Origin of the sequence: Bradyrhizobium sp. RT6a, assembly GCF_040547675.1 — a bacterium.
Taxonomy (GTDB): Bacteria; Pseudomonadota; Alphaproteobacteria; order Rhizobiales; family Xanthobacteraceae; genus Bradyrhizobium.
Window position 1 is genome coordinate 344,670 of sequence record NZ_JBEPQC010000005.1, and the last position, 23,904, is coordinate 368,573.

Annotated in this window: 24 protein-coding genes and 2 pseudogenes; 19 read left to right on the forward strand and 7 right to left on the reverse strand. The window is 62.9% G+C overall.

What is annotated here, in order from left to right; genetic code table 11:
* Positions 1–8: 8 nt before the first annotated feature.
* Both ABIC03_RS27070 and ligD read right to left on the reverse strand, forming a co-directional pair.
* Positions 9–170: a hypothetical protein gene (locus tag ABIC03_RS27070; protein WP_354062514.1), complete on the reverse strand. Its 162-nt coding sequence runs from the start codon at positions 168–170 to the stop codon at positions 9–11.
* The gene (gene ligD / locus ABIC03_RS27075; RefSeq protein ID WP_354062516.1) at positions 170–1,090 is read right to left on the reverse strand and encodes a non-homologous end-joining DNA ligase; all 921 of its coding nucleotides are present in this window, start codon (positions 1,088–1,090) and stop codon (positions 170–172) included. The genes ABIC03_RS27070 and ligD overlap by 1 nt, the downstream gene beginning before the upstream one ends.
* 109 nt (positions 1,091–1,199) lie before the next feature.
* Between ligD and ABIC03_RS27080 the strand changes: the two genes are divergently transcribed.
* On the forward strand, positions 1,200–1,385 hold the full coding sequence (locus ABIC03_RS27080; protein WP_354062518.1) for a DUF3606 domain-containing protein: 186 nt from the start codon (positions 1,200–1,202) through the stop codon (positions 1,383–1,385).
* A gap of 140 nt (positions 1,386–1,525) precedes the next feature.
* Here the strand turns inward: ABIC03_RS27080 and ABIC03_RS27085 are convergent, their stop codons facing one another.
* Positions 1,526–1,792 carry a hypothetical protein gene (locus ABIC03_RS27085; RefSeq protein ID WP_354062520.1) on the reverse strand — a complete coding sequence of 89 codons (267 nt, stop codon included), beginning with the start codon at positions 1,790–1,792 and terminating at the stop codon, positions 1,526–1,528.
* Positions 1,793–1,848: 56 nt separating this feature from the next.
* Positions 1,849–2,406, reverse strand: coding sequence for a hypothetical protein (locus ABIC03_RS27090; RefSeq protein ID WP_354062522.1), 558 nt, complete (start codon positions 2,404–2,406; stop codon positions 1,849–1,851).
* Between ABIC03_RS27090 and ABIC03_RS27095 the strand changes: the two genes are divergently transcribed.
* The 8 genes and pseudogenes from ABIC03_RS27095 to ABIC03_RS27130 all read left to right on the forward strand — a co-directional run bounded on the left by ABIC03_RS27095 (position 2,296) and on the right by ABIC03_RS27130 (position 14,255).
* Positions 2,296–2,817: a thermonuclease family protein gene (locus tag ABIC03_RS27095; protein ID WP_354062524.1), complete on the forward strand. Its 522-nt coding sequence runs from the start codon at positions 2,296–2,298 to the stop codon at positions 2,815–2,817. The two genes, ABIC03_RS27090 and ABIC03_RS27095, sit on opposite strands and share 111 nt — an antisense overlap.
* A gap of 133 nt (positions 2,818–2,950) precedes the next feature.
* Positions 2,951–3,133: a hypothetical protein gene (locus ABIC03_RS27100; protein WP_085398880.1), complete on the forward strand. Its 183-nt coding sequence runs from the start codon at positions 2,951–2,953 to the stop codon at positions 3,131–3,133.
* Between the two features lie 499 nt (positions 3,134–3,632).
* Positions 3,633–4,589 carry an ArdC family protein gene (locus ABIC03_RS27105; protein WP_354062526.1) on the forward strand — a complete coding sequence of 319 codons (957 nt, stop codon included), beginning with the start codon at positions 3,633–3,635 and terminating at the stop codon, positions 4,587–4,589.
* A 108-nt stretch (positions 4,590–4,697) separates the two neighbouring features.
* Positions 4,698–6,814, forward strand: a pseudogene (locus ABIC03_RS27110) (ParB/RepB/Spo0J family partition protein).
* Between the two features lie 183 nt (positions 6,815–6,997).
* Positions 6,998–11,320 (forward strand): strawberry notch-like NTP hydrolase domain-containing protein, encoded by a 4,323-nt coding sequence (locus ABIC03_RS27115; protein ID WP_354062528.1) that lies wholly within the window; start codon positions 6,998–7,000, stop codon positions 11,318–11,320.
* Positions 11,320–12,381 carry a DUF7146 domain-containing protein gene (locus ABIC03_RS27120; RefSeq protein ID WP_354062530.1) on the forward strand — a complete coding sequence of 354 codons (1,062 nt, stop codon included), beginning with the start codon at positions 11,320–11,322 and terminating at the stop codon, positions 12,379–12,381. Before ABIC03_RS27115 ends, ABIC03_RS27120 begins: the two co-directional genes overlap by 1 nt.
* Positions 12,382–12,707: 326 nt before the next feature.
* A complete protein-coding gene (locus tag ABIC03_RS27125; RefSeq protein ID WP_354062532.1) occupies positions 12,708–13,631 on the forward strand; it encodes a DUF2493 domain-containing protein in 924 nt (307 codons plus the stop codon).
* Positions 13,632–13,772: 141 nt separating this feature from the next.
* A complete protein-coding gene (locus ABIC03_RS27130; RefSeq protein ID WP_354062534.1) occupies positions 13,773–14,255 on the forward strand; it encodes a hypothetical protein in 483 nt (160 codons plus the stop codon).
* A 39-nt stretch (positions 14,256–14,294) separates the two neighbouring features.
* Here the strand turns inward: ABIC03_RS27130 and ABIC03_RS27135 are convergent, their stop codons facing one another.
* On the reverse strand, positions 14,295–14,426 hold the full coding sequence (locus ABIC03_RS27135; protein ID WP_502917351.1) for a hypothetical protein: 132 nt from the start codon (positions 14,424–14,426) through the stop codon (positions 14,295–14,297).
* A 380-nt stretch (positions 14,427–14,806) separates the two neighbouring features.
* Here ABIC03_RS27135 and ABIC03_RS27140 point away from each other — a divergent pair, with 380 nt between their 5' ends.
* Complete coding sequence (locus tag ABIC03_RS27140) at positions 14,807–15,127, forward strand: DUF736 domain-containing protein (protein WP_007605948.1); 321 nt, start codon at positions 14,807–14,809, stop codon at positions 15,125–15,127.
* A gap of 160 nt (positions 15,128–15,287) precedes the next feature.
* Here the strand turns inward: ABIC03_RS27140 and ABIC03_RS27145 are convergent, their stop codons facing one another.
* Complete coding sequence (locus ABIC03_RS27145; RefSeq protein WP_085398888.1) at positions 15,288–15,569, reverse strand: helix-turn-helix domain-containing protein; 282 nt, start codon at positions 15,567–15,569, stop codon at positions 15,288–15,290.
* Positions 15,570–15,676: 107 nt separating this feature from the next.
* Between ABIC03_RS27145 and ABIC03_RS27150 the strand changes: the two genes are divergently transcribed.
* The 5 genes from ABIC03_RS27150 (at position 15,677) to ABIC03_RS27170 (ending at position 18,185) form a co-directional block, all read left to right on the forward strand.
* Positions 15,677–15,955 (forward strand): DNA -binding domain-containing protein, encoded by a 279-nt coding sequence (locus tag ABIC03_RS27150; protein WP_007605950.1) that lies wholly within the window; start codon positions 15,677–15,679, stop codon positions 15,953–15,955.
* Between the two features lie 218 nt (positions 15,956–16,173).
* Complete coding sequence (locus ABIC03_RS27155; protein WP_245286103.1) at positions 16,174–16,296, forward strand: transcriptional regulator domain-containing protein; 123 nt, start codon at positions 16,174–16,176, stop codon at positions 16,294–16,296.
* A 58-nt stretch (positions 16,297–16,354) separates the two neighbouring features.
* The gene (locus ABIC03_RS27160; RefSeq protein ID WP_502917352.1) at positions 16,355–16,876 is read left to right on the forward strand and encodes a DUF2285 domain-containing protein; all 522 of its coding nucleotides are present in this window, start codon (positions 16,355–16,357) and stop codon (positions 16,874–16,876) included.
* Between the two features lie 124 nt (positions 16,877–17,000).
* Complete coding sequence (locus tag ABIC03_RS27165; protein ID WP_354062539.1) at positions 17,001–17,279, forward strand: helix-turn-helix transcriptional regulator; 279 nt, start codon at positions 17,001–17,003, stop codon at positions 17,277–17,279.
* A gap of 3 nt (positions 17,280–17,282) precedes the next feature.
* Positions 17,283–18,185 carry a replication initiator protein A gene (locus ABIC03_RS27170; protein ID WP_354062541.1) on the forward strand — a complete coding sequence of 301 codons (903 nt, stop codon included), beginning with the start codon at positions 17,283–17,285 and terminating at the stop codon, positions 18,183–18,185.
* Between the two features lie 587 nt (positions 18,186–18,772).
* Here ABIC03_RS27170 and ABIC03_RS27175 read toward each other — a convergent pair.
* Positions 18,773–19,711 (reverse strand): annotated as a pseudogene (locus tag ABIC03_RS27175) (transposase).
* A gap of 323 nt (positions 19,712–20,034) precedes the next feature.
* Between ABIC03_RS27175 and ABIC03_RS27180 the strand changes: the two are divergent.
* From ABIC03_RS27180 to ABIC03_RS27195, 4 genes are all read left to right on the forward strand, one after another.
* Positions 20,035–20,499 (forward strand): DUF2840 domain-containing protein, encoded by a 465-nt coding sequence (locus ABIC03_RS27180; protein ID WP_354062543.1) that lies wholly within the window; start codon positions 20,035–20,037, stop codon positions 20,497–20,499.
* Positions 20,499–21,005 (forward strand): S26 family signal peptidase, encoded by a 507-nt coding sequence (locus tag ABIC03_RS27185; protein ID WP_354062658.1) that lies wholly within the window; start codon positions 20,499–20,501, stop codon positions 21,003–21,005. Before ABIC03_RS27180 ends, ABIC03_RS27185 begins: the two co-directional genes overlap by 1 nt.
* A gap of 3 nt (positions 21,006–21,008) precedes the next feature.
* Positions 21,009–21,905: a lytic transglycosylase domain-containing protein gene (locus tag ABIC03_RS27190; RefSeq protein WP_354062545.1), complete on the forward strand. Its 897-nt coding sequence runs from the start codon at positions 21,009–21,011 to the stop codon at positions 21,903–21,905.
* A 240-nt stretch (positions 21,906–22,145) separates the two neighbouring features.
* Positions 22,146–23,873 carry a relaxase/mobilization nuclease domain-containing protein gene (locus tag ABIC03_RS27195; RefSeq protein WP_354062660.1) on the forward strand — a complete coding sequence of 576 codons (1,728 nt, stop codon included), beginning with the start codon at positions 22,146–22,148 and terminating at the stop codon, positions 23,871–23,873.
* Positions 23,874–23,904: the final 31 nt, after the last annotated feature.

A 23,904-nucleotide genomic window follows, 5' to 3' on the forward strand; every position in this document is an offset into this window, starting at 1 on the left:
AGCATTCATCATCGGCGATCGACACGCGCCGCGGCCTGGTTCACTTTTCCCCGGTCCCGCCTGTCCTCGGGCGCGAGCTCCATGACCGCCCGATGCAGGTCAGCAGGCAGTGTCATTAGACTTTCCAGCGGCTTGTTCGCCCACTGCCAGAAGCGATCGAAGGCATCCATCACAGGTCCTCCCGAAGGCCCCGGAAGAACGGGTGCCGGACCTTTCCCTCGGCCGACTTCGCGCGGTACTCGATCTCGGCGAGCAGCTTTGGTTCGACCCAGATGCCCTTGTGTGCGATCCGCTTGGTGTACGGCTGTGTCTTGCGGATCAGCGGCTTCAGTCTTTTCTGGAGGTCAGCGGCGGACGTCTTGTCAAAGCCGTGGTCGACCTTGCCCGCATAGACCAGATCGTCGCCCTTGAGGCGGCCGACATAGATGCCGTCCCATTTTCCCTCGTCGAGCGAGAAGCCGGCGATGGTCAGCGTCTCGCGCTGGACGCAGGTTTTCTTCACCCAGTCGCTTGTACGGCCCTTCGGATAGGGACCGTCTCGCAGCTTCGAGACGACACCTTCCAGGCCGAGTTTGCAGGCGTGCGCGAACATCTCGCGTCCCTCGATCTCGAAGCCGTCGCTGAACTGGACGTCGGTGCCGATCAGGATCTTCTTGAGTTCGGCTTTGCGCTGAATGAGCGGCAGCTTCCGGAGATCACGGCCGTTCAGATAGAGCAGATCGAACGCCACCAGCACGATCTTGGTCGACTTGCCCTTGAGCTCGTTCTGCAGCACTGAGAAATCGGTGCTGCCGTCGGCGGCGGGGACGACGATCTCGCCGTCGATGACGGCCGAGCTCGCCTTGATTCGCCAGGCATCGTGGGCGACCTTTTTGAAGCGGTGGGTCCAGTCGTGGCCGCGCCGGGTAAAGATCCTGGCCGACTCGTTGGCCAGATGCACCTGCACCCGGTAGCCGTCAAACTTGATTTCGTGAATCCAACGCCTGCCGGACGGTACCCTCTCGATCAAGGTCGCCAAGGCCGGTTCGATGAAGCCGGGCAACGGCGTCTTGACGCCGATGGCCGGGGGGTTTTTACGCTGAAACGCCACTCAAGCACTCCACGCAGCAGCTGATTCAAACTGACACAGTTAGAATCGTTCCGGAACCCGCGAATCCCTTGCTGCGTTGGTTTGTCATCAAATCCGACAGGAGGAGCCGATGGCGGCAGCGAAGAAGAAGACGGCGCGCGGGCGCAAGCAGGACCGGGCCCGTGTGGCCGGCGGGCAAAAGTATGAAGTGGGGTACGAATCCAAGAAGACCGGGCGGTCGGCGTCAGCGGTCAAGAAAGCTGTCAAGAAGGTCGGCAACAGCCGGAAGCGGGTCGAGAAGCGTCTCGCGCGCTGATCTTTGCTGGCGCCGATTGTCCGGCGCGTTGCCTAGAGCGTTTTCGAGCGAAGTGGGTACCGGTTCGCATAAAGAAAACGCGTCAAAACATGACTCTAGAGCCCCGTTCCGATACCATCGGAACGGAAAGGGAAAGGGCTCTAGGCCTCGGGCGGGCATTCGGGGCAGGTATCGCCGAAGGAGTCCAGGACCTTCGTCATCGCGCCGGCGGCCGCCTCGGGCGAAAGGCCCGGCGGCGGATCCTGGCGGGCGATTTCGAACGCCCGCTCACGGGCGTGCGGATCTGCGCGGTCCTGCATCCAGCCGTGGTACTCGCACTCGCGGATCGCGCCTGCCTCCTGCAGCACGGCTATCGCCCACCCCCGTACCGTGCGGATCGCCGTCCGCCGCTCCTTGGTCATCAGCATCAAGATCGCTCCTCCGCGAGGGACGAATCCTTGCAGCCTAGGATTCGTTCCGGCTGCTAACACAGGGCAGGGATTCCAAATCGTCGGGGCAGGTGCTTTTCCCCGTGTTCCGCCGCCCTGTGCAAAACCAGCCACGCTGCAATCTTGTCTTCCATGTCCATGCCGCGCATGACGACTTCCAGCGCCTCGTCCGGCAAAGGGCGCTGTAGCGCCCTTGCCTCATCCCAAGGCGCGCCGGGACGAAATTTACGCGCTTTTGCCGGCTGAGCGGCCTGGCATTCAACGCGACCGGCCAAGATATAAAGAATGACGGCGTCTGGAAGGTTCATGAATTCGCTTGGCAGATCGACGCGATTCTGCTTTGGGCTCGCTTCAAGGACGTTGGCTGTGCGGCACAGAGTTTCGTTTTCCCGAGCCGCCCGAGAACCTGCCGGCACTGCAGCCATTTGAGAGCTGGCCGAAATCCAGTCCGCGAGATTTGCAATAGCTACAAGGTCGTTGGAATGCGTCGAACCGCTGTCGCACTGATTCTCGCCATTGTGTCGAGCGTGGCGCTGGCAGATGATTTTGTCGGACAGGCCAGCGTGATCGACGGCGACACGCTGGAAATGCATGGAGTGCGCATCCGGCTTTGGGGCATCGATGCACCGGAGAGCAGCCAGCTGTGCCGCGGCGAAGACAGCTTACAATATCGTTGCGGTGCGCAGGCCGCGAACGACCTTGACGCCTTCATTGCCCGCCGTCCCGTCAATTGTGTTCCAGTCAGCCTCGACCCGTATGGCCGCACGGTTGCGACCTGCTCGGTCGCGGGTAGGGATCTCGGTGAATGGCTTGTACGCAACGGTCTTGCGTTGGATTGGCCGCAATACTCGAAGGGCAGGTATCGCGAAGCTCAGCGCGAGGCTGAGCGCACCGGCCAAGGACTCTGGAAGGGCAGTTACGTGGAGCCGTGGCTTTATCGTGCATGCATCCGCGCAGGTGGAAAGCCGTCCGCCTGTTCGGACGATGCAAATGCCCATCCTTGATGCGATCCCGGCAAGGCGCCAATCCACAACGTGCATTGGCCAATCACCGAACTTGGCCAGGTGGCTCTGGCGCGGTTTGGGCGACTCACGCTACCCATCATTCCCAGTCACCTCACTGCACAATGGGAATGAAATGGTTGCTGCCACCCGTGAATTGCCGGCCTCTGGTTACGCGCTTGAAGTGGACGGCCGGCTCAAAGCCGAATTTGCAACCAGAGACGGCGCCAGGGCAGGTGGCGAAGAACTAAAGAGGCGCTTTCCCATGCTTCAGATCAGGATCTATGACGCGCAGACGAATGCGCGCGAGGAAATCTAGGTCCCCCATTCAAGTATTAGCAGACTTCTTCCGCTTGCGCGCGTGCGGCTGCCGCCGCACCGGGCTTTTGTGAACCGAGCCGCGTTGCGTCTCGGCCATCCGGCTTTAATCCCTCGCGCAAGAGCTGCGGAGCTCCTCGCCGGGGGCACTCGGAAAAGGGGCTCGCCTGCGGCGATCGCTATCACTGCCCCGTTCCCGGGTGCCGCTATTGAACCGGTCTCGTCGCTGCACTCGGACCCGCGTGCCCCTTCGGGTCGCTATGCTCACGCTCTCCGGGTGCCATTTTCCATCGAGGCGATGCGCCGCAGGCGCACGCCTGGTCGGGCCTGCGGCCCTAGGTAGCTCAACGCAGTTCCCATGAACACCCGATGGAAGGCGGGCTGCGTCGCAGATTTCGCATTCTGTCAGGTAGAGGCGAGAGTCAGAGTGTCGCGCGGTTTTGCCGTGACGGGTTACAGGCTGCGAGAGAGGCTCGCGGCGCCCGTCGCGGAGATCCGCGATGTCCAGACATCATCCTCGGGCGCGCACCGGTGAGGACCGGACAAGCCTTTATGACGACATCACCAACAAGATCATCGCCGAGCTGGAGGCTGGCCGAGTGCCGTGGGTGCAGCCGTGGGGCAGCGCGGCGGCGAAGGCGCCTTTGGCCATGCCGAAAAGTGCGGCGACCGGCCGGGGTTATAGCGGCATAAATATTCTAATCCTCTGGGGCGCCGCCACGGAACGCGCATTCACCGGTCAGAGCTGGCTTACATTCCGCCAAGCGCTATCGCTGGGTGGTCACGTCCGCAAGGGTGAGCGCGGCACGACCGTCGTTTACGCCGACCGCTTTGTGCCGGTCGACGAAAAGCGCCGCGCACACGAGACCGGCGAGGAGGCACAAGCTGTTCCATTTTTGAAGCGCTTCACCGTTTTCAATCTCGATCAATGCGACGGGCTGGCTTCGGACATCGTAACCGCTGCGCCACCACCGCCACCCGGCATGATCGAGCCGACGGTCGATGCTCTGATCAAGGCGACCAGCATCGACTTCCGGATCGGCGGCAACCGCGCCTTTTATGCGCCGACGGACGATTATGTGCAGGTGCCGCCTCCGCAAGCCTATTTCGAACCGATCAATTGGCATCGAACGGCCCTCCACGAGCTGGCGCATGCCAGCGGCCATCCGTCACGTCTCAACCGTGACCTGTCAGGCAGCTTTGGTACCAGGAAGTATGCCTTTGAGGAGTTGATTGCGGAAATCGCGTCTGCGTTCGGTTGCGCGTCGCTCGGTATAGTGCCCACGGTGCGGCACGCCGATTATATTGGCTCGTGGCTTGACGTGTTGCGCGAGGACCATCGTGCAATTGTCCGGGCCGCTTCCCAAGCCGGCAAGGTTGCGGATTATCTCCTTGGATTCCTGCCAGAAGTGGTTGTCGACATCACTACGGAGAGAGCGGAGCAGGAGGCGGCGTGAGGCTCTTCTCGCTCACCGCGGGTAAGAGAGTGAGAGGGTAGCGGCGGTTTTCGCGACGGGTTGGAGGCCGAGAGAGAGGCTCCCGGCTGCCCGTCGTGGAGACTCGATATGACGAAGGCTGTCCAAAAGATCACGCTGTCCCCCTCACGCGATATTCCGTTCAACAGGCTGGTGCTGAGCCAGTCCAACGTCCGTCATGTGAAGGCGGGCATTTCCATCGAGCAACTCGCCGAAAGCATCGCGCAGCGTACGCTCCTGCAAAGTCTCAACGTGCGGGCGGTTATGGACGCCGAAGGCAATGAGACCGGCATGTTCGAAGTGCCGGCCGGCGGCCGGCGCTATCGTGCGCTGGAGCTTCTCGTAAAGCAGAAGCGCATGGCGAAGACGCAGGCCGTTCCTTGTGTCGTGCGCGAGGGTGGCATCGCTGAAGATGATTCTCTTGCAGAGAATGACGAGCGGGTAGGACTGCACCCGCTCGATCAGTTCCGGGCATTCCAGACCTTGAGTGGCGCCGGCATGTCCGAGGAGGATATCGCGGCTCGGCACTTCGTGACACCGGCCGTCGTGAAGCAACGCCTCCGGCTGGCATCCGTGTCGCCAAAGCTGCACGAGGTCTATGCCGAAGACGGCATGACCCTCGAGCAACTGATGGCCTTTTCTGTTACAGCCGATCACGTCAGGCAGGAGCAGGTCTGGGAGAGCGTCAGCCGATCCGGCTATGATGAGCCCTATCAAATCCGGCGAATGCTCACGGAAAATACCGTGCGCGCGTCCGATCGCCGTGTGCAGTTCGTTGGGCTGGATGCGTACGAGCAGGCTGGCGGCGGCGTTTTGCGGGATCTGTTCGAGCACGATGATGGTGGCTGGCTCCAGGACGTTGCTTTGCTCGACCGTCTCGTGACAGAAAAGCTCAAAGCCGAAGCCGAGACGATTGCAGCCGAGGGCTGGAAGTGGATTTCGCTCGCGGTTGAGTTCCCCTACGGCCACACGGATCGTCTGCGGGAGCTGGAGGGCAAACCTGTCGATCTCTCCCCGGAGGAGCAGGCCACCATCGACGCACTCAACGCGGAGCAAGCCAAGCTTGAATCCGATTATCAGGATGCCGACGAGTTGCCCGACGAGGTCGATCACCGTCTCGGCGAAATCGAGGCGGCACGGGTCGCGTTCGAAGAGCGACGGATGATGTACTGTCCGGCCGATATCGTCCGCGCCGGCGTCTTCGTCAGCATCGATTCCGAAGGACGCCTCTCGGTGGATCGGGGTTACGTCCGGCCGGAGGACGATTTGTCGGCAGCCGAGCCTGATGTCGGGCAGGGCGCCGACACGCAGTCGATCGACGGGAAGGCGGCTGGTGCTTCCAATCAGCGCGCGGTCATCGCGGTCGCCGGCGGCACTGCTGACTTGGAAGAAGATGATGAGGATGCGACAAAACCTCTGCCGGATCGGCTCATCACCGAGCTGACAGCGCATCGCACGCTGGCATTACGGGATGCGCTGGCAGAAAATCCTGCGATTGCGTTCCAGGCGGTGCTGCACAACTTCGTGCTGACGGCCTTTTACCGGTTCGCTTCATCCGGAAGCTGCCTTGAGATCGGACTTCGCACGCCGACCTTTCCGGCTCAAGCGCCCGGCTTGAGGGAAAGCGCGTCGGCGAAGGCGGTCGAGGCGCGGCATGAGTCCTGGAAAGCGCGATTGCCGGACAGCGAGAACGATCTCTGGGATGCGCTCACGGCCCTCGACGGCGCCGCACAGGCATCCTGTTCGCCCACTGCGCATCATTTGCGGTCAACGCCATCTATGAGCCGGCCAGCCGCTACAATCAGGGCCGCGTCTCCGCCCACGGCGTCCGCACCCGGCTCGACCAAGCTGATGTTCTGGCACGTGCGGTCGGCCTCGACATGGTTCAAGCGGGGTGGAAGGCCTCCGTCGACAACTATCTCGGCCGGGTCACCAAGCCTCGCATTCTGGAGGCGGTGCGGGAAGCAAAGGGCGAGTCGTCTGCGCAGTTAATCGACCACCTGATGAAGGCGGACATGGCCAAGGAGGCTGAGCGTCTGCTCGATGGTTCGGGCTGGTTGCCGGAGCCGCTGCGTCTCGTCGATCCCAACGCGGCGTCAGGGGAGCAGGAGAGTGAAGCGGGCCCGCTGCCCGAATTCCTCGCCGACGATGAGGACCGGGACAACGCGAACGAAGATGATCCGCAACAGCTCGACGCAGCTGAATGACATCGTAGAAGGGACGGCTCCGGCCGTCCGGCAATTGCTTGGGGACCGGTGTGTCGCGCCGGTCCCCATTCTTATGGGCGAGGGCTGAGAGGGAGAGCCGGGCCGGGAAGGGTTTGAGCCGTCGGGTCTTAAGGAGAGCGCCTGATGGTTCGACCCATTCCTGCTCTCCGAAAGAACCCTGTCATGACCGAATCTCTCGCCGGCGGCGCTGCCGCCGCGCCGCTCTCGATGCGTGCCGCTGCAAGTCTCACCTCCGCCGCCGTCAGGGCCGCGCGACAGCTCGTGATTGATCTCGAGCGCGGCCGTCGCATCGATGCCGCTGTGCTGCGTAGCGCCATGGAAGCGGCCTTCGGCGCTTCCGACGCCACTGGCGTCTGGAACTGGAAGACCGCCTATGATGTCTGCGAGGCGGCAACCGTTCTGTTCCTTCGCAAGTTTGGCCCGGCTATCCGGACCAAGGCTGGGACAACGGCCGCGATGCTGCCGATGCTCGCGAAAATCGCGCGCTGTCTGCCGACCCATACGCGGCGCTCCGAGGATAGCCAAGCCCTTCAACAATTCTCGACGCCGATCCCGCTTGGGCTTGCCGCATGCACCGCGGCCGGCATCACGCCGTCCGATCGGGTTTTGGAGCCCTCCGCGGGGACCGGCTTGCTCGCCATCTTTGCCGAGCTCGCCGGCGGCGCCTTGGTATTGAACGAGCTGGCCGAGACTCGCGCGGCGTTGCTGGACCAACTTTTTCCTAACGTTAAGGTCACGCGGTTCGACGCCGCCCAGACCGATGATTACCTCGATGCGAGTGTCGTACCGAGCGTCGTCTTGATGAACCCGCCGTTCTCGGCACTAGCAAACGTCGATCGACGGATGGCGGATGCGGCTTTCCGGCACATCACCTCAGCCTTGGCGCGTCTTTGCGAGGGTGGGCGCCTGGTCGCTATCACCGGCGCAAGCTTTGCGCCGGACAATCCGGTATGGCGAGATGCCTTCGTTCGCCTCCAGGAACGCGGGCGGGTGGTGGTTTCTGCCGCCATCGATGGCGCGGTGTACGCGAAACACGGAACGCAGACGGACACAAGGCTGCTCGTGATCGACAAGCGGCCTGCCGCAGATCCGAAGGTCTTTGAGGCCTCGCTGGGTATGGCGGGCGATGTTGCCACGTTGCTCGACTGGGTGAGCCGGCATGTGCCGCCAAGGCTGCCCATTGCTACGCCCGTCGCGGTCGACGTCATCAAACGCCCCGCGACGTCTCGGCCGGTCGGCGCCTTTGCACCACGCCCATCGTGCACCTCGGGAGACGGCGCGCCAGAGGGCGCCGAACTCACCTACGAGACGCTCGAGTGGACGCCTCCGGAAGGCGCTCGACTGACCGAGGCGCTTTATGAGGAATACGCGCTACAGGCGATCCGTATTCCGCACGCACATGCGCATCCGACCAAACTCGTGCAGTCCGCCGCGATGGCCTCGGTCGCGCCGCCGAAGCCGTCTTACCGGCCACATCTGCCGGTCCATGTCGTGGCGGATGGCATCCCGTCGGACGCTCAGCTCGAGAGTCTCATCTATGCCGGCGAAGCGCATTCCGAGTTTCTTGCGGGCTCCTGGACGGTGGATGCGACCTTTGACGTTGTGGCGGCCGCACGCGACGATGCAGAAAATGCCGTCCGCTTTCGCCGGGGCTGGTTCTTGGGCGACGGCACCGGCGCGGGCAAGGGGCGGCAGGTCGCCGGCATCCTTGTCGACAACTGGCTCAAGGGCCGCCGCCGCGCTGTGTGGATCAGCAAATCCGACAAGCTGATCGAAGACGCGCAGCGCGACTGGTCCGCGCTCGGCATGGAGCGGTTGCAGGTGACGCCGCTGTCGCGTTTCCGGCAGGGCACACCAATCCGGCTTTCGGAGGGCATCCTATTTACCACCTACGCTACGCTGCGCACCGATGAGCGTGGCGAGAAGCTTTCGCGCGTGCGGCAGATCGTTGAATGGTTGGGCTCCAACTTCGACGGAGTGGTCGTCTTCGACGAGAGCCACGCGATGCAGAACGCGGCAGGTCAGAAGGGCGAGCGCGGCGAGCAGGCGGCCTCCCAGCAGGGGCGCGCTGGGCTGAGGCTCCAGCACGCATTGCCGAATGCCCGCGTCGTCTACGTTTCCGCGACCGGTGCCACGACGGTCCACAATCTCGCCTACGCCCAGCGGTTGGGATTGTGGGGCGGCGACGATTTCCCGTTCGCCACCCGCGCCGAGTTCGTCGAGGCGATCGAGGAGGGTGGCGTCGCGGCCATGGAGGTGCTCGCGCGCGACCTCAAAGCGCTCGGTCTCTACGCGGCGAGGTCGCTATCTTACGAGGGCCTCGCCTACGAGCTCATTGAGCACGAGCTCACGCCCGAGCAGGTACGCATCTACGACGCCTACGCTGGCGCGTTCAGCGTCATCCATAACAATCTCGATGCCGCGATGCGGGCCGCCAATATCACGGGCGAGACCGGTACGCTGAATGGCCAGGCCAAATCGGCCGCGCGATCTGCCTTCGAGAGCGCCAAGCAGCGCTTTTTCGGCCACCTCCTGACCTCAATGAAAACGCCGTCGTTGATCCGCGCGATCGAGCGTGATCTCGACGCCGGTCATGCCGCCGTCATCCAGATTGTCTCGACCGGCGAGGCACTGATGGAGCGCCGGCTCGCCGAGATTTCGACGGAGGAGTGGAGCGACGTCCAGGTCGACATCACCCCACGCGAGTATGTCCTCGATTATCTCGCCCATTCCTTTCCAGTCCAGCTCTACGAGCCCTTCACCGACCAAGAGGGCAACCTCTGCTCCCGGCCCGTCTATCGCGACGGCCAACCGGTCGAGAGCCGGGAGGCCGTCGCCTGCCGCGACCGCCTCATCGAGAAGCTGGCCTCGCTGCCGCCGGTGCCTGGGGCGCTGGATCAGGACGTCCAGCGCTTCGGCACCGACATGGTCGCCGAGGTGACCGGCCGCTCGCGCCGCGTCGTTCGTAAGGGCGACCGGCTGGTCGTCGAAAACCGGGCCGCTTCGGCCAACCTCGCCGAGACCTCGGCCTTCATGGATGACGTCAAGCGGATCCTTGTATTCTCCGACGCGGGCGGCACGGGGAGGAGCTACCATGCCGAACTCTCGGCGCGGAATCGCCGCCTGCGGGTCCACTATTTGCTCGAGCCCGGCTGGAAGGCCGACGCCGCGATCCAGGGGCTCGGCCGGACGAACCGGACCAATCAGGCGCAGCCGCCGCTGTTTCGTCCCATTGCCACCGACGTGAAGGCCGAAAAGCGCTTTCTCAGCACCATCGCCCGCCGGCTCGATACGTTGGGCGCCATCACGCGCGGCCAGCGCCAAACCGGAGGGCAGGGCCTGTTCCGGCCCGAAGACAATCTCGAAAGCCAGTACGGCCGTGACGCGTTGCGCCAACTTTATAACCTGCTGGCGCGGGGCAAGGTCGACGGCTGCTCGCTCGAGAGGTTCGAGGATTCGAGCGGCTTGAGGCTGACAGATTCCAATGGTCTCAGGGATGACCTGCCGCCGATCACGACTTTCCTGAACAGGTTGCTGGCGCTCACGATCGAGCTTCAGAATATCCTGTTCGGCGTCTTCGAGCAGCTATTGACGGCTCGGATAGAAGGCGCGGTTGCGTCGGGCACCTATGACGTCGGGCTGGAAACGCTCCGAGCTGAGAGCTTTGCCGTCACCGACCGGCGCACGGTTTACGTTCATCCCGGCACTGGCGCCGAATCCCGGCTTCTCACGATCACCCAGCGCCAGCGTAATCATCCAGTCAGCTTGGATGATGCTCTTGCTCGTGTTTCCGATCGCAACGCTGCCCTGCTGATCAATGAGCGCTCGGGCCGTGCCGCCGTACATGTCCCAGCCCCCAGCTTCATGCTTGATGATGGCGAGATCGAGCGGCGCGTCCGTCTGATCCGGCCGATGGAGCAGCATAGTGTTCCCTTGAAGATGATGGCGGAAAGCCATTGGGTCGAAGCTGACCGCGAACGCTTCGCCGCGGCGTGGCTGGCGGAGCTTGCCGAGGTCCCCGAGTTCACGGAAAGCACGATCCACATCGTGGCCGGCTTGCTGTTGCCCATCTGGAAGCGGCTGCCAAACGAGTCGACACGAGTCTATCGGCTTCAGACCGATGCGGGCGAGCGGATCATCGGCCGCAAGGTCTCGACTACCTGGGTCGCGAACGTCCTTGCGGCAGACGCGCCGGCGTTGACGCCGGACGCTGCCTTTGCCGCGCTCATGCAGGGACAGACCGTCCTCGAACTTGCGGAGGGGCTCCAGCTTCGCCGAGTCCGGGTGATGGGCGCATACCGCATCGAATTGTCGGGCTTCAACGACACGATGCGCGATCGCCTCCGGGCTTACGGCCTCTTTGGAGAGATCATTTCCTGGAAGCTGCGCATGTTTGTGCCCACGGACGCGAGCGGCGTCGAAATCCTGTCGAAGGTGCTCGACACCTATCCGGTTGCTGGCATAAGCGAGCGGGAGGCCGCGTGATGTCCCGCGATGCCTCCGAGCTGGCACGCCGCCTCGCGCGCGAGGCGGAGGCGGTGTGCCGACACTATCTCTCCAATGGCAAGCGGGCGGGCCGGTACTGGCTGGTCGGCGACGTCCACAACACGCCGGGCCGCTCGCTATTCGTGCGGCTCCAGGAATCGCCGAAGGGGCCGGCGGGCAAGTGGACCGATGCGGCAACGGGGGAACATGGCGACCTCCTCGACATCATCCGCGAAAGCCTGGCTTTGCGAGGCTTTCGTGAGGTCGCCGAGGAGGCGAGGCGATTTCTGAGGCTGCCTCGTACTGAACCGGAACTCGTCCCGAAACCCTTTCGTCCGTTAGCACCGGCTGGATCGCAAGAGACGGCGAGACGGCTCTTTGTCATATCGCAACCGATCGAGGGGACCGTGGTCGACGCATATTTGCAGCGTCGCGGAATAGGGAGCATCCACCATGGTGGCAGCCTGCGCTTCCATCCACGCTGCTACTATCGACCGGACGATCATCTGCCGACCGAGACCTGGCCGGCGATGATCGCCTGCGTCACGGATCTCGAAGGACAGATCACTGGCGTACATCGCACCTGGCTCGATCCGGACAGCTTCGATCGTGTTCGGCTCGGCAAGGCTCCGATCGATACGCCACGACGCGCCATGGGCGACCTTCTCGGCAATGCCGTTCGGTTCGGCGTGGTGGACGACGTGCTCGCTGCCGGCGAGGGTATCGAAACCATGCTTTCGTTGCGTTACGTGCTGCCGAGCATGCCGATGGCGGCTGCCCTATCGGCCAATCACCTCTCGGCCATGTTGCTGCCGTCTGGCCTGCGTCGGCTCTATATCGCGCGCGATGACGATGCTGCCGGAGATGCCGTACAGGCGATTCTCACCCAGCGCGCAGCAGACGCCGGCATTGAAGCCATCGCGCTGTCGCCGCGGCTGGGCGACTTCAACGAAGATCTGCATGTCTTCGGTCTCGATACCCTCCGAGCAGCCTTGCGGTTTCAGCTTGTGCCAGAAGACGTCGTTCGCTTCCTGCATTCGTCGACGGTGGCCGCGGAATAGCTCCCGGTCTTCGATCGACGTTGATAGGCCAGTCATAGGCGAGGCCAATACCGGAAGAGGACGCGACCTCGGCCTTCTAGAGGGCGATCGGACGGCAAGCGGCCCGGGCCGGCAATGGCTGCGTCCGGCTATTTTCCGCCGCGCGGCGATGTGAAGACACATCATACGTTAGGCCGCGCGCTTTGCATCGCGAAGCAAAATAGCCGGCCTCCGCCATCCTCCGCTGCCGCTTCGGCCCTTCGGGTTCTGGCCCGTTCCGCCTGCCGTCAGAGGATCGCCACGAAGGCCGCGATGGTCGCGGCCGATCCGGCAAAGGACCTCTTCCCATGACCGACCATGACGACATCGAACCGCCGCATGCCTCTTCCCCAACCGACCACGTCCTCACCGAATTGCAGCTCTTCGGCCATCGTCCCTTCGACGACCAGCCCGATCCAAGACCACTCCCCGAGGGCAAGATCATCGCCGGCGCCGTGGTCGATATCTTTGACGCCCTTGTTGCGACCCTGAACGACACGCGGCTTGAACCGGACCTTGACGATCTGCTCTGGTCGACCGTCAACCTGTTCCATCGGGCCCTCGACCGCATCGAGCGCCACCTCGACGACAACGAGCAGGCTCAGCACAAGAGCCAGCGCGAGCAGAACGGCTCCGAAGTGCGATCGGTCGAACTCGAGCGCCTGACGGCCGAAGGGATCACGCTGATCGAGCGCCGCAACTGCCTGGAGCTCTTCCGCGACCAGGCCATCGAGCGATTTGAGGTCCACACCGGCTCGGCCTGGCGTCCTCGGTCTGGATCATTGGTCAATCACCGAACGCTCACCGCGGCAATGATCGACTCCCGTGATTTCATCGCAGCAAAACGCCGCGCCGAGACTGAGGTCATGTTGCCGCCGGGGCCGAAGATCGCACTCACTGGCGGGCTCGATTTCAACGACCATCATCTGATCTGGGATCGGCTCGACAAGGTTCATGCCAAGCATCCCGACATGGTCCTGCTACATGGCGGCTCCCCGAAGGGCGCTGAACTGATCGCCTCGAAATGGGCGACCAATCGCAAGGTGCCTCAGATCGCCTTCAAGCCCGACTGGACGAAGCATGCGAAGGCTGCGCCGTTCAAGCGCAACGATGCGCTGCTCGAGCTTCTGCCGATCGGCGTCATGCATTTCCCGGGCACAGGGATACAGGACAACCTCGCCGATAAGGCGAAGCGCCTCGGCATCCCGGTTTGGAGGTTCGGCGGCGCGTGAGCGCCGTCGGGCTCGACATCGAGACAACCGAGCCGGAGTTGCACGCCGCAACTCCGCCTCGTTTCGATTTTACCTCCGAAACTGCGCCGTGGTGGTGGTGGAAGGCGCGACTGGTACATCTGTGCACAGGGAGCCACCACCATGCTCGCCCTTGGGCTTGTTCTCAACACACTCGGCATCGGCTTGTTCTGCTGGGCGATCTTTGCGCTGGCAGTGTATGCCTTGCCGTTTTTTGTCGCACTTAATGTCGGGATGTTGGCATTTCGTGATGGCGCCGGCGTCTTCGGCGCACTGCTTATCGGAATTGCTTCTGGCGCCCTGACGCTTGCCGTTAGTCAGGTCGCCGTCGCTAATACTCGGTCCTTGGCCTTGCGCGTCGCGATCGCAACCGCGTTCGCCGTCCCTGCGGCAATCGCCGGCTATCATGTGGTGTTTGCCCTATCGCAGATCGGGGTGCCTTCACTGGCTTGGCGCGAGGCCTTCGCCGGCCTGGGCGCAGTTTGCGTTGGCGTCACGGCGTGGATGCGCTTGATCGTTTTCGCGGAGACCCGCCCGCCGGAGTCGGCCAAGGTGGCGGAGGAGATGCCTCAACCAATTCTCACAGCCGCCACGCACGAGCGATGAGGCTTCGTCGCCATCATCGGTCGAAGGTCGCACAGGGCGTCACGTTGAACGAGGGTAGTCGAGCTTGAGGGAGAGGTAACAGCGCTCCTCCTCGGAGCACTTTAAGCAAGCACTACCGATCTCTGTCTGGCCCACATAGCTGCGGTGGAGCGGCGCGCCACGCTCGATCATTTCCTTTCAGGACGATACCGCCCTTTGCGGCAGATTGTTTCTCTTTCTGCGCCGAACCGTACCAACCCCTTGTTCAGCAGAACCGAGATTCGCCAGTCTTCTCCTTAAGATTGCGGTTCAGCACGCGGACCACGTGGCCTCTTTGATGGCTTGATCTGGCCGAAGACCGGCTGCGCCTCGATCGTCTGAGCCGCAACGCCGTTGATGCGACTTTCTTCCCCTGGGCTTCGCCCATTCCTCGCGAGACAAGAAAGTCGCCACAACGACGTCCTCCGCTGCGCTGCGGCCCGCGAGCGGGTGCGTCGCCGATCGTCTTCAGCCTCTAGATCGCCATCGAGGCCGCGGTGGTCGCGGGCTCGAAACACAACAGGAGAAGAGACATGGCTAACATCGGTTCCTTTAAGAAGGTCGGCAATGATTTCCAGGGCGAGATCATCACCCTGAGCCTACAGGCCAAGGGCGTCCGCATCGTCGCCGAGACCAACCGCTCCAACGACAACGCTCCCAGCCACCGCATCTATGTGGGGCGGGCGGAGATCGGGGCAGCCTGGTCGAAGCGCTCCGAAGAGGGACGCGACTACCTCTCGCTCAAGCTCGACGACCCCTCGTTCAACGCGCCGATCTACGCGAACCTGTTCGATGAGGAAGGCGGCGAAGGCTACACCTTGCTCTGGTCGCGGCCGCGCAAGAACGGAGAGTGAGACTCATTATCGCCCCGCCCGACGACCTCGGGCGGGGCTCCCTCTTGGAGAAAAGCTGACTGAGCAAAGCTGCAGCTGGACCGGCCTGGTCGAGTTGATTTTCGAGTTTAAGACACGCACTTACATGGCGCTTGTCCGCGTGGCTTGAACTCGCCCAATGCTATTGCTTCTTGGAACGTAGACGCGGTGACTTGCGACCTTTAGGCAACGTCTTGGGTGTCGCCGCTCCCTTGGGTGGCTGAACAAAGAATTCAGATAAATGAACGCCCAGCGTCTCGGCGAGCCGGTCGAGAAGATCAATTGTCGGATTCTCAGATTGGCGCTCAAGGCCGCTCATATATGAGCGGTCGATCCCGGCATCGTAGGCCAGTTGCTCTTGCGGAATACCGCGATCCACGCGGATCCGGCGCACATTCCAGGCAACGAGCGCACGAGCTTTCATGCGCTCAAACAGCCATTAGGCAGACCATCAAACCACTGGCTATAACCGAACTATTTTGGTAAGTTTCGCTTACAATGCAGATTAGCGAAGTGCGCGCATAAGCCTACATGACGAAGCCACCGTTAGATCCCGATGTCGCGGATGTCGCGCCGCATGAGCCGGTGTTGACGACCTATGACGAGCAGCATCTCGTGACGTACTGGCGACTTCTTGATGCCGAAGCCGATGGCGCAGATTGGAAAGAGGTGACCCGGATCGTGTTGCACATCGATCCGGATCGCGAACCTGCTCGCGCCCGCAATGCGTTTGATAGTCACCTGGCCCGCGCAAAATGGATGGCAGACCACGGCTACCGTGACTTGCTTCGCGGCGGCGCGCCTAAATAGCAAAATCTGTCATGAAGAATTCCCACTCGAGAACAGATTTCCCCTCTGACGCGTGATCGCCTGCAGGCATCACGCAATGCATAATTGGCGACTTCCCCAACAATCCCAAGCTTCATAGACATTGCGCCGCAATCGACTTAAAGCAGGGGATCACAGCAATGTCCGAGTTCGACTGGCGCTCACCAGAGGCGTATCAGCACGCTGTCAAGTCGGGCGAGATGGCGGATTTCGCCTGGGAGTCACTGCGGCGCAGCTCCAACTATCGGGCTTCCTATCGTGAAAATCGGTCGCAGATGACCTCCGAATTCCGAAGGAGATGGGGCGTCTGCTTTCGCCCATGACCCGCAGGGGTCCTTTCACCAACAGACAATCTTCTGGGCACCTGAGGCGTTGCCGACGGTGGTGCCGGTCGTTCGCAGCGCGTCCGGCTCAAAAGCGGTCGGCGCGGGGCTACAGCTTGCCGACCTTTCATCGGGCGCCATCAGACAGGCATCTGACGGCTGGCATGCCGTATTGCGCCTTCAAGGGGCACAACATCATCTCTGGCTGAAAGAGGCGCCGCAGTTTGGTGTCTCTTATGCGGCCGAACTGCCGCTCGATGCGGACTTTGAGATCCGCGCCCACGCCTCACATCGGCTGTGGCGCGCAATCAACGGCCGCCCGCCGGGACCTCCCCTTCATCAGCTTTCGGCGCAGCGGCGCGAACGACTCGTCTTGGCGCTGCGAGCGCTCGATGGACACATGGAGGGTGCTTCCTACCGCGTCATCGCCGAGGTGCTGTTCGGCCGAAAACGCATCCCTGAGCGCGCCTGGAAAACCCACGAATTGCGCAGCCGGACCGTCCGCCTGGTGCAGGGTGGTTTGGCTCTGATGCGCGGCGGCTATCGCGCATTGCTACGTCCTTCATCTCGCAAGGAGTAGAGCAGGGGTGCCGAAAATCATCGCTCGATCTTCGGCATCCCCCTAAGCACGCTGACTGCGCCATCGTGACCGTCGATGCGCGGGCCGAGCCGGCCGCGCTCAAGACGACCACGGAGCCTCGCAAATGCCCGATCCGAACGCCGGCCTGCCGCCGCGATACCTGCGCACGCCCGAAGCGGCGCGCTTTCTCGGACTGTCCGGCCGAACTCTGGAAAAGCACCGCACCTATGGGACAGGCCCGACCTACCGCAAGCTCGGCGGTCGCGTTGTGTATGCCCTCGAGGACCTGAAGGCGTGGGTTGACCGCGGCGCCAAAACGTCCACCAGCGATCCCGGCACAGGCACGGTCCTGCCCGCGAAACGGCACACACCCATTCCGTATGCCGGCAAGGAGCGGCGCTGACCCATGCCGGACAGCAACTCCACTGCAAGCAGCAGGCGCCGATCAGAGCGCGACCAACTCGATCTGTTTCGCGCCCTCCCGGGCGATCTGGCGCCACGGGACGCGCAAGACCTGATGGCGTATCCGTTCTTTTCGCTGGCAAAGTCGAGGCGCATTGTTCCCATCGATTTCCGCGCAGGCACCATCACCATTCGTGTCGAAGCCGTGCCGGAACATGGCATGGCGACGATCTGGGACGCGGACGTTCTGATCTGGGCTGCCTCGCAGATTGTTGAAGCCCGTGATGCCGGCCTGAAAACGTCCCGGCTGATGGCAGCGACCCCTTACGAGATCCTGACCTTCGTCGGCCGCGGCACCAGCGTGCGCGACTACGACCGCCTGAAGGCTGCGCTCGACCGGCTGCAATCGACCACTGTGATGACATCGATCCGGCAGCCGAGCGAACGGCGGCGGCATCGCTTCTCCTGGATCAACGAATGGAAAGAGACAGCCGATCTGCACGGGCATGCCCGTGGAATCGAGCTGATCCTGCCCGATTGGTTCTACACGGGCGTTCTCGACGAAGCGCTCGTGCTGACGATTGACCGCGCCTATTTCGATCTAACCGGTGGATTGGAGCGCTGGCTCTATCGCCTCGTCCGCAAGCACGGCGGCCGTCAGAATGGCGGCTGGAGCTTCGATCTCGTGCACTTGCATGCGAAGTCCGGGAGCCTCTCGCCGTTCAAACACTTTGCCTACGACCTGCGTCAGATCGTCCGTCGTCAGACATTGCCAGGCTATCGGCTCATCATCACGCATCATCCGAATGGCGCAGAGCGATTGAATTTCGCACCAGTCCCCATCGGCCCGTTGAGCAAGCGACTGCGCAAGCGTGGCCTCGTCCTTCCTGCTGGGGATAAGCTGTGAATTCGCTCGTGCTATCAGGGACCAGAACCCTCGTGCCATCGGGGACGCGATGCTCGTGCTATCGGGGACCGGAATCAAAGCTATGGTTCTGCGGCGCCAAGACTTCCTGCTCCCGTAACTTTCCTAACGTACTGACACTAACTTCTTGTTGTGAATCAGTGCGTTGTGAACAAGTCGGTCGTGCGTGCAACGAGAATGCCTCATGCGCTTACTCTGTCACGCGCAAGACCTTCCTGCAATGCGAATCCGTTCTCCAAGATGCGCGCGCGTGCGCGATCGCGCGCAAAATCACGCAATCGCCAGCACCGGCAGAGTCGCATCACGATCGTCGCCTTCCCTTGCGGCAGCTCGCTCGTCGAGGAGAATTCGCTAACGTCCCTGGTTGGCCCGACGGCCACCACATCCCGGAATCTGGAGAATGGGCGGTCAGGCTAACCAGCGTCGTGCATGATGGCCTCACAGCTCTGCATGAAGCCGCCGACAAGAAAAGTTGCGATCTCACCCACATCCCCGTCCCCTCGGGAGACTCCGCTCCGCCGTGGCGGAAGGAGAAGGCGCGCGTAGAAGCGGCTCGGTCGCGGAGGCCCTTAAGCCGCCGCAGCGACCCGGCCGCGCTTGCCGCCGGCGCCAAACCGGAAGGTGGTGCCACAGGTCCAGATCTTGTGCAGCAGCACGGCGAGCGCGCGCGCCACTGCGGTCGCCGCGCGCTTCAGATCCTTCATCCTGGCCAGCCGCAGGCCCCACAGCCGCAGCTTAAAGTTCGTCGGAATGCGCGCGAGGATCGCCATCGCCGCCTCGTACAGCATCGCTCGCGTCAGCTCATCGCCGCATTTGGAGATGCTGCCGATCCGGCCGGTCTGGCCGGATTGGTAGCGCCGCGGCGTCAGCCCGAAACGGGCGCCGACGTTGGTCGACTTCTTGAATCGTGCCGGGTCATCGGCGGTGGCGCGAAACGTCAGCGCCACGTGGTGCAGTTTTGCCAACTGCTGCCGCATGGCGTTGCGGGCGTCCAACAGCGGCGCGACGATCGCTTCCAATTCCTTCTTCCCGGCCAAGAGATCGCGCACCCGCGCATCAAAACGGCCGACCGAGATCTCGCCGACTTTGAAGCCGAACGGGCGCAACAGGCCGCGGATCATGTTCTCCGTGTCCAGCACCTTGCCGAGCATCGCCTTGCGGGCGACCAGCAGCGCCCGCGACGTCTGTGCGCTCTCCGACCTGACATGAACCGCGCGGAACCAGCCAGTGCGCATCATCTGCGCAGTGTCTTTTGCGTCGTTGCGGTCCGTCTTGTTCAGCATCGCGTTCGGCGCCGCCTTGGCGTGCCGGTTCTCGATGCGGATCATCGGGAGGCCCTTTTCGGCAAGCGCCGTGAACAGCCAGGTCCTGAACGAGAACGCTTCCGACAGTTCGATCGTGTCTGGATCGGCGTCCAGGTTCGCCTCTCAGACGACCTTGCCGTCGTCGTCGACCACACAAATGTTCGTCGCCTCCAGCGACACGTCCAGCTCTGCATAGAAGTCGATCATGCGCCTCCGTTGCCGACTGCCGGAACGCACCGTGCGTTCCGTTCGCGAATCGTCGCGAGGCATCATCGTCGCAATGCGATCGGCGATGGGGCACCGGTCAGTACCCCGGCAAACCTGGAATCCTTCGGAATGCTTCTAACGAATTGGAGCACTCGGCTGCGATCCTTGACAGCAGCAGGAGCGCTGCAACGCTTGGACAAGCCGATCATCGATCCTTCATCACAACCGTTCTGCCGAAACCAAGGCTCTGACGTCGATGCGCTGGCGACAGCGCACCCGTTGGCATGTCCAAATTCCTCTCAAAACTATGGAGTGGCCAGGTGAGCGACCTCACAACTGTTGAACTCTTGTGGCTCGAGAAGCGGATCGAGAACCGAATCCGGTTCGGCAAGCCTGTATCGGAGAAGATCATTGACCAGCACCGGCGCATTCTCTCGTTTGTGCCCGGCAGCATCTTCGCGTTCGTGCGCTGGACGTCCAATGATTTCGGAACCATCCTGTCTCGCATCGACATTCTGCGCACGATCACGCCGGGACAGCGGTATTCGACCGTGCCTTGGGTCAGCCCCGGCGGCGAAAGCCTGCTGCGACTGGCTGGCTGGCGAAAGGTCGAGCGCGTTCTCCAGTTGATCGACGCCGTGGACTCACTCGGCATCGATCCTGCCGATGCGGCCCCCGAATACTGGCATCACGTCCACAACCGTCTTTCAGTCAACGAAACGCCACGACCTTATACGCGTGCGCGCCACCAGGCGTGGCTCCGCCGGCGCAGGATGGTGTTCTGATGGGACGGCTAAGGATCATCCTCGCGATATGTGGGGCCACAACGCTTGCGCTTTGGCCGGTGACCGACACCTCACTATTGTACATCTGGAACGCTTCCGAAAGTGTGCCGATCGGCCTCTACCGTTTGCAAGGGACCGCACGATTGCACATCACTGAGCTCGTGGCCGTTCGACCACCAGATCCGCTTGCGAGCTTCCTCGACTTCAACGGCTATTTGCCGAGCGGTCTTCCGATGCTCAAGCGCGTGCTGGCGTTGCCCGGACAAACCGTCTGCAGAACCGGACTCACAATCATCGTCGACGGCATCGAAATGGGCCAGGCACGCGAGCGTGACCGCCGTGGCAGGCCGTTGCCGGCCTGGCAGGGCTGCCGGGTCGTCGCTGAGGACGAGGTCTTTCTCATGAACTGGCAGTCGGACGAGTCCTTGGACGGCAGATATTTCGGACCACTCCCGGGATCAGCCGTCATAGGGCAAGCGGTACCGGTGTGGACCAGGGAGGACTGACAAATGCCGGCATTCCTCCAATGGCTTGCGATCTCTCTAGTCGGCCGATCGCACGGTCATTCCTCCATCCCGGCCAAATTGTTGGCAATCGGCGCGCGTCGCGGCCGTCTTGCGCCGACTCAGTGCCGGCCGGGAAGAGCTCTGTCCTTGGCGGCTGTCCGCACATTGCTATCTCGAGCCGCTGCCGGCTTTTTGGGAATTCTGCTGACGTTCGGAGCGCCATCGGCCGGCAGCGCGGAGGTTGAACCGCGCGCACGAGCTGCGCGCTCCTCAAACCTGCTTCCAGGCCGTGCATACGCCGCGTTCGTGACCGAAGCCTCACATCGGTTCGCGATCCCGGAGCGTTGGATCCGTGCTGTCATGCAGGCCGAAAGCGGTGGTGATGCGCACGCTACGTCACCTCGGGGAGCGCTCGGGTTGATGCAAATCATGCCCGCGACCTGGGTCGAGCTGAGCGTTCGTTACGATCTCGGTATCGATCCGTTTGATCCTCACGACAACATTATGGCTGGGACAGCGTACCTTCGCGAGATGCTCGATCGTTTCGGATCAGCAGGGTTTCTCGCAGCCTACAATGCTGGACCAAGACGGTACGGGGAGCACCTGGCCACCGGTCGAGCGCTTCCGGATGAAACACAGATCTACATCGCCACACTCGCACCATTGATCGGTATTGAGCAGCGCAACAGCGGTGGTTCGTCTGCCAGACGCTTGGCGGCTTGGCAGCAAGCGCCACTCGTTGTTGTGCGGTCCAAGAGCTTATCGGCTGACACCAACTCGGCATCCGGTGTCCGCACAATGAATTCGTCGAAAGGAGCGCCTAGGGCGGGTGCAACTGCACTCGTCCCTCGCGCGACGGGCCTGTTTGTGCGGCGATCAGACGAGGTGCAGTCCCGATGATCGCAATCGCATTTCGTCGCATGATGTCGAAGCCAGTCGCAACTTTGAGAGTGGTCGGCAGAGAGCCGGGATTGGGCGACCGGGGAGGGCAGGATAAAAGCCGCAAGGTGCGGCCGGTCGGTTGTGGGCGAAACTGCATCGATTTCAATGATCCGCAAAACATTGCGAATGGGCACGCAACTTAAGATTTGCGGCAACTCCCTGCTCTGGTTCGGTTTTCGACACCTTTCAGCGGGCAAGATGACTGGTAACGACGATTTCCGCATCCGCCCAGGCCGCATCCGTTCGACGCGCGCGCCTCGGACAAAGCCGTTCTTGGCGCAGGCGCTCAAGGCTGCTCAGAAGGCTGGCGGTCTCTCGCGGGGCAGCCGCAGCCGTGGCAGCAAGTTTGGGCGCGGTCGCGCGGCGAGCCTTGCCGCGACGCGGCTCCTCAACAACCGTGCGCGATCCGCCATGGTCAAGGCGCGGGTCGTGCGCCGGATGCGTTCGCCGGGCGCGCTGCGCGCGCATATCGGTTATCTCCAGCGCGACGGGGTCACCCGCGATGGGACACCGGGCAAGCTCTTTGACGCAGCGGGCGATGACGCCGATGGCCGCGCGTTCGCCGAGCGCTGCGAGGGCGACCGGCATCACTTCCGGTTCATCGTCTCGCCCGACGATGCGGGCGAGCTCGCGAATTTGCGCAGCTTCACGCGTGAGCTCATGGATCAGGCCTCTCGCGACCTCGGTACTGGCCTTGATTGGGTTGCGGTCGATCATTGGAACACCGAGCATCCGCACATCCATATTCTCGTGCGCGGCCGGGCCGATGATGGAGAAGACCTCGTGATCAGCCGCGACTATATCGCAACCGGCTTGCGCGCCCGCGCTGGCGATCTCGTCACGCGCGAGCTTGGCCCGCGATCGGAGCTCGAGATCCGCCAAGTCCTTGAAGCGGAGGTGACGGCCGAACGCTGGACCAGGCTTGACCGGGCGCTGGCTCGGGAAGCGGGCGCGGCGGACGGAGTGATTGATTTAAGGCCAGACCGGGATGCCGGGGGCGACCCGTTACGGGAGATTCGGATCGGGCGGTTGCGGACACTTGAGCGGCTCGGCTTGGCGGAGCCTGCGGGGCCTGCACGCTGGGTACTCCCCGGGGACGTGGAACCGCGTTTGCGTAACCTGGGCGAGCGCGGCGATATCATCAAGCGGCTTCACAAGAGCCTTGCGAAAGACGGCGCCCCGCGCGCACCATCATCCTGGGCGCTTGAAGCCGAACGTCACGGCGAGCCGATTGTCGGCCGTCTCCTCGCACGCGGCCACGATGACGAGCTGAAGGGCTCAGCGTTTGCCATCGTTGACGGTATCGACGGTCGGGTGCATCACCTGAAGCTTTCGGAGATCGAGGCGGCCGGCGATGGGCCAATCGGTGGGATTGTGGAGCTCCGGCGGTTCGAGGACGCGCGTGGCCGAACACGGATCGCGCTCGCGGTACGCTCCGAACTCGCCATTGACCAGCAGGTCGCAGCGGAAGGCGCGACGTGGCTCGACCGGCAGCTTGTGGCGCGCCAATCTGCCGATTTCTCGCGCGCCGGTTTTGGTGCCGAGGTGCGGCATGCGCTTGATCGGCGCATCGACGTGCTGGCAGGACAGGGGCTGGCACGTCGGGCGGGAGACAAGGTGACGCTCGGCAGCAACTTGATCGAGACACTCCGCCGCCGCGAACTTGAGGGGGTAGGCCGGCGTTTGGCCTCGGAGACGGGGCTGGCGCACTTGCCTTCGGAGGCAGGCGAATCCGTTTCGGGAATCTATCGCCGGAGGTTATCGCTTGCGTCGGGCCGCTTTGCCATGATCGACAACGGCCTCGGCTTTCAGCTCGTGCCCTGGGTGCCCAAGCTAGAGCACGAACTGGGTCGCCAGGTGAACGGTATCGCTGGTCCCGGAGGGGTGGACTGGAGCTTTGGTCGGAAGCGCGGACTTTCGATTTGATCCCCCGATCTCTGCGGGGATCCGTGATCTG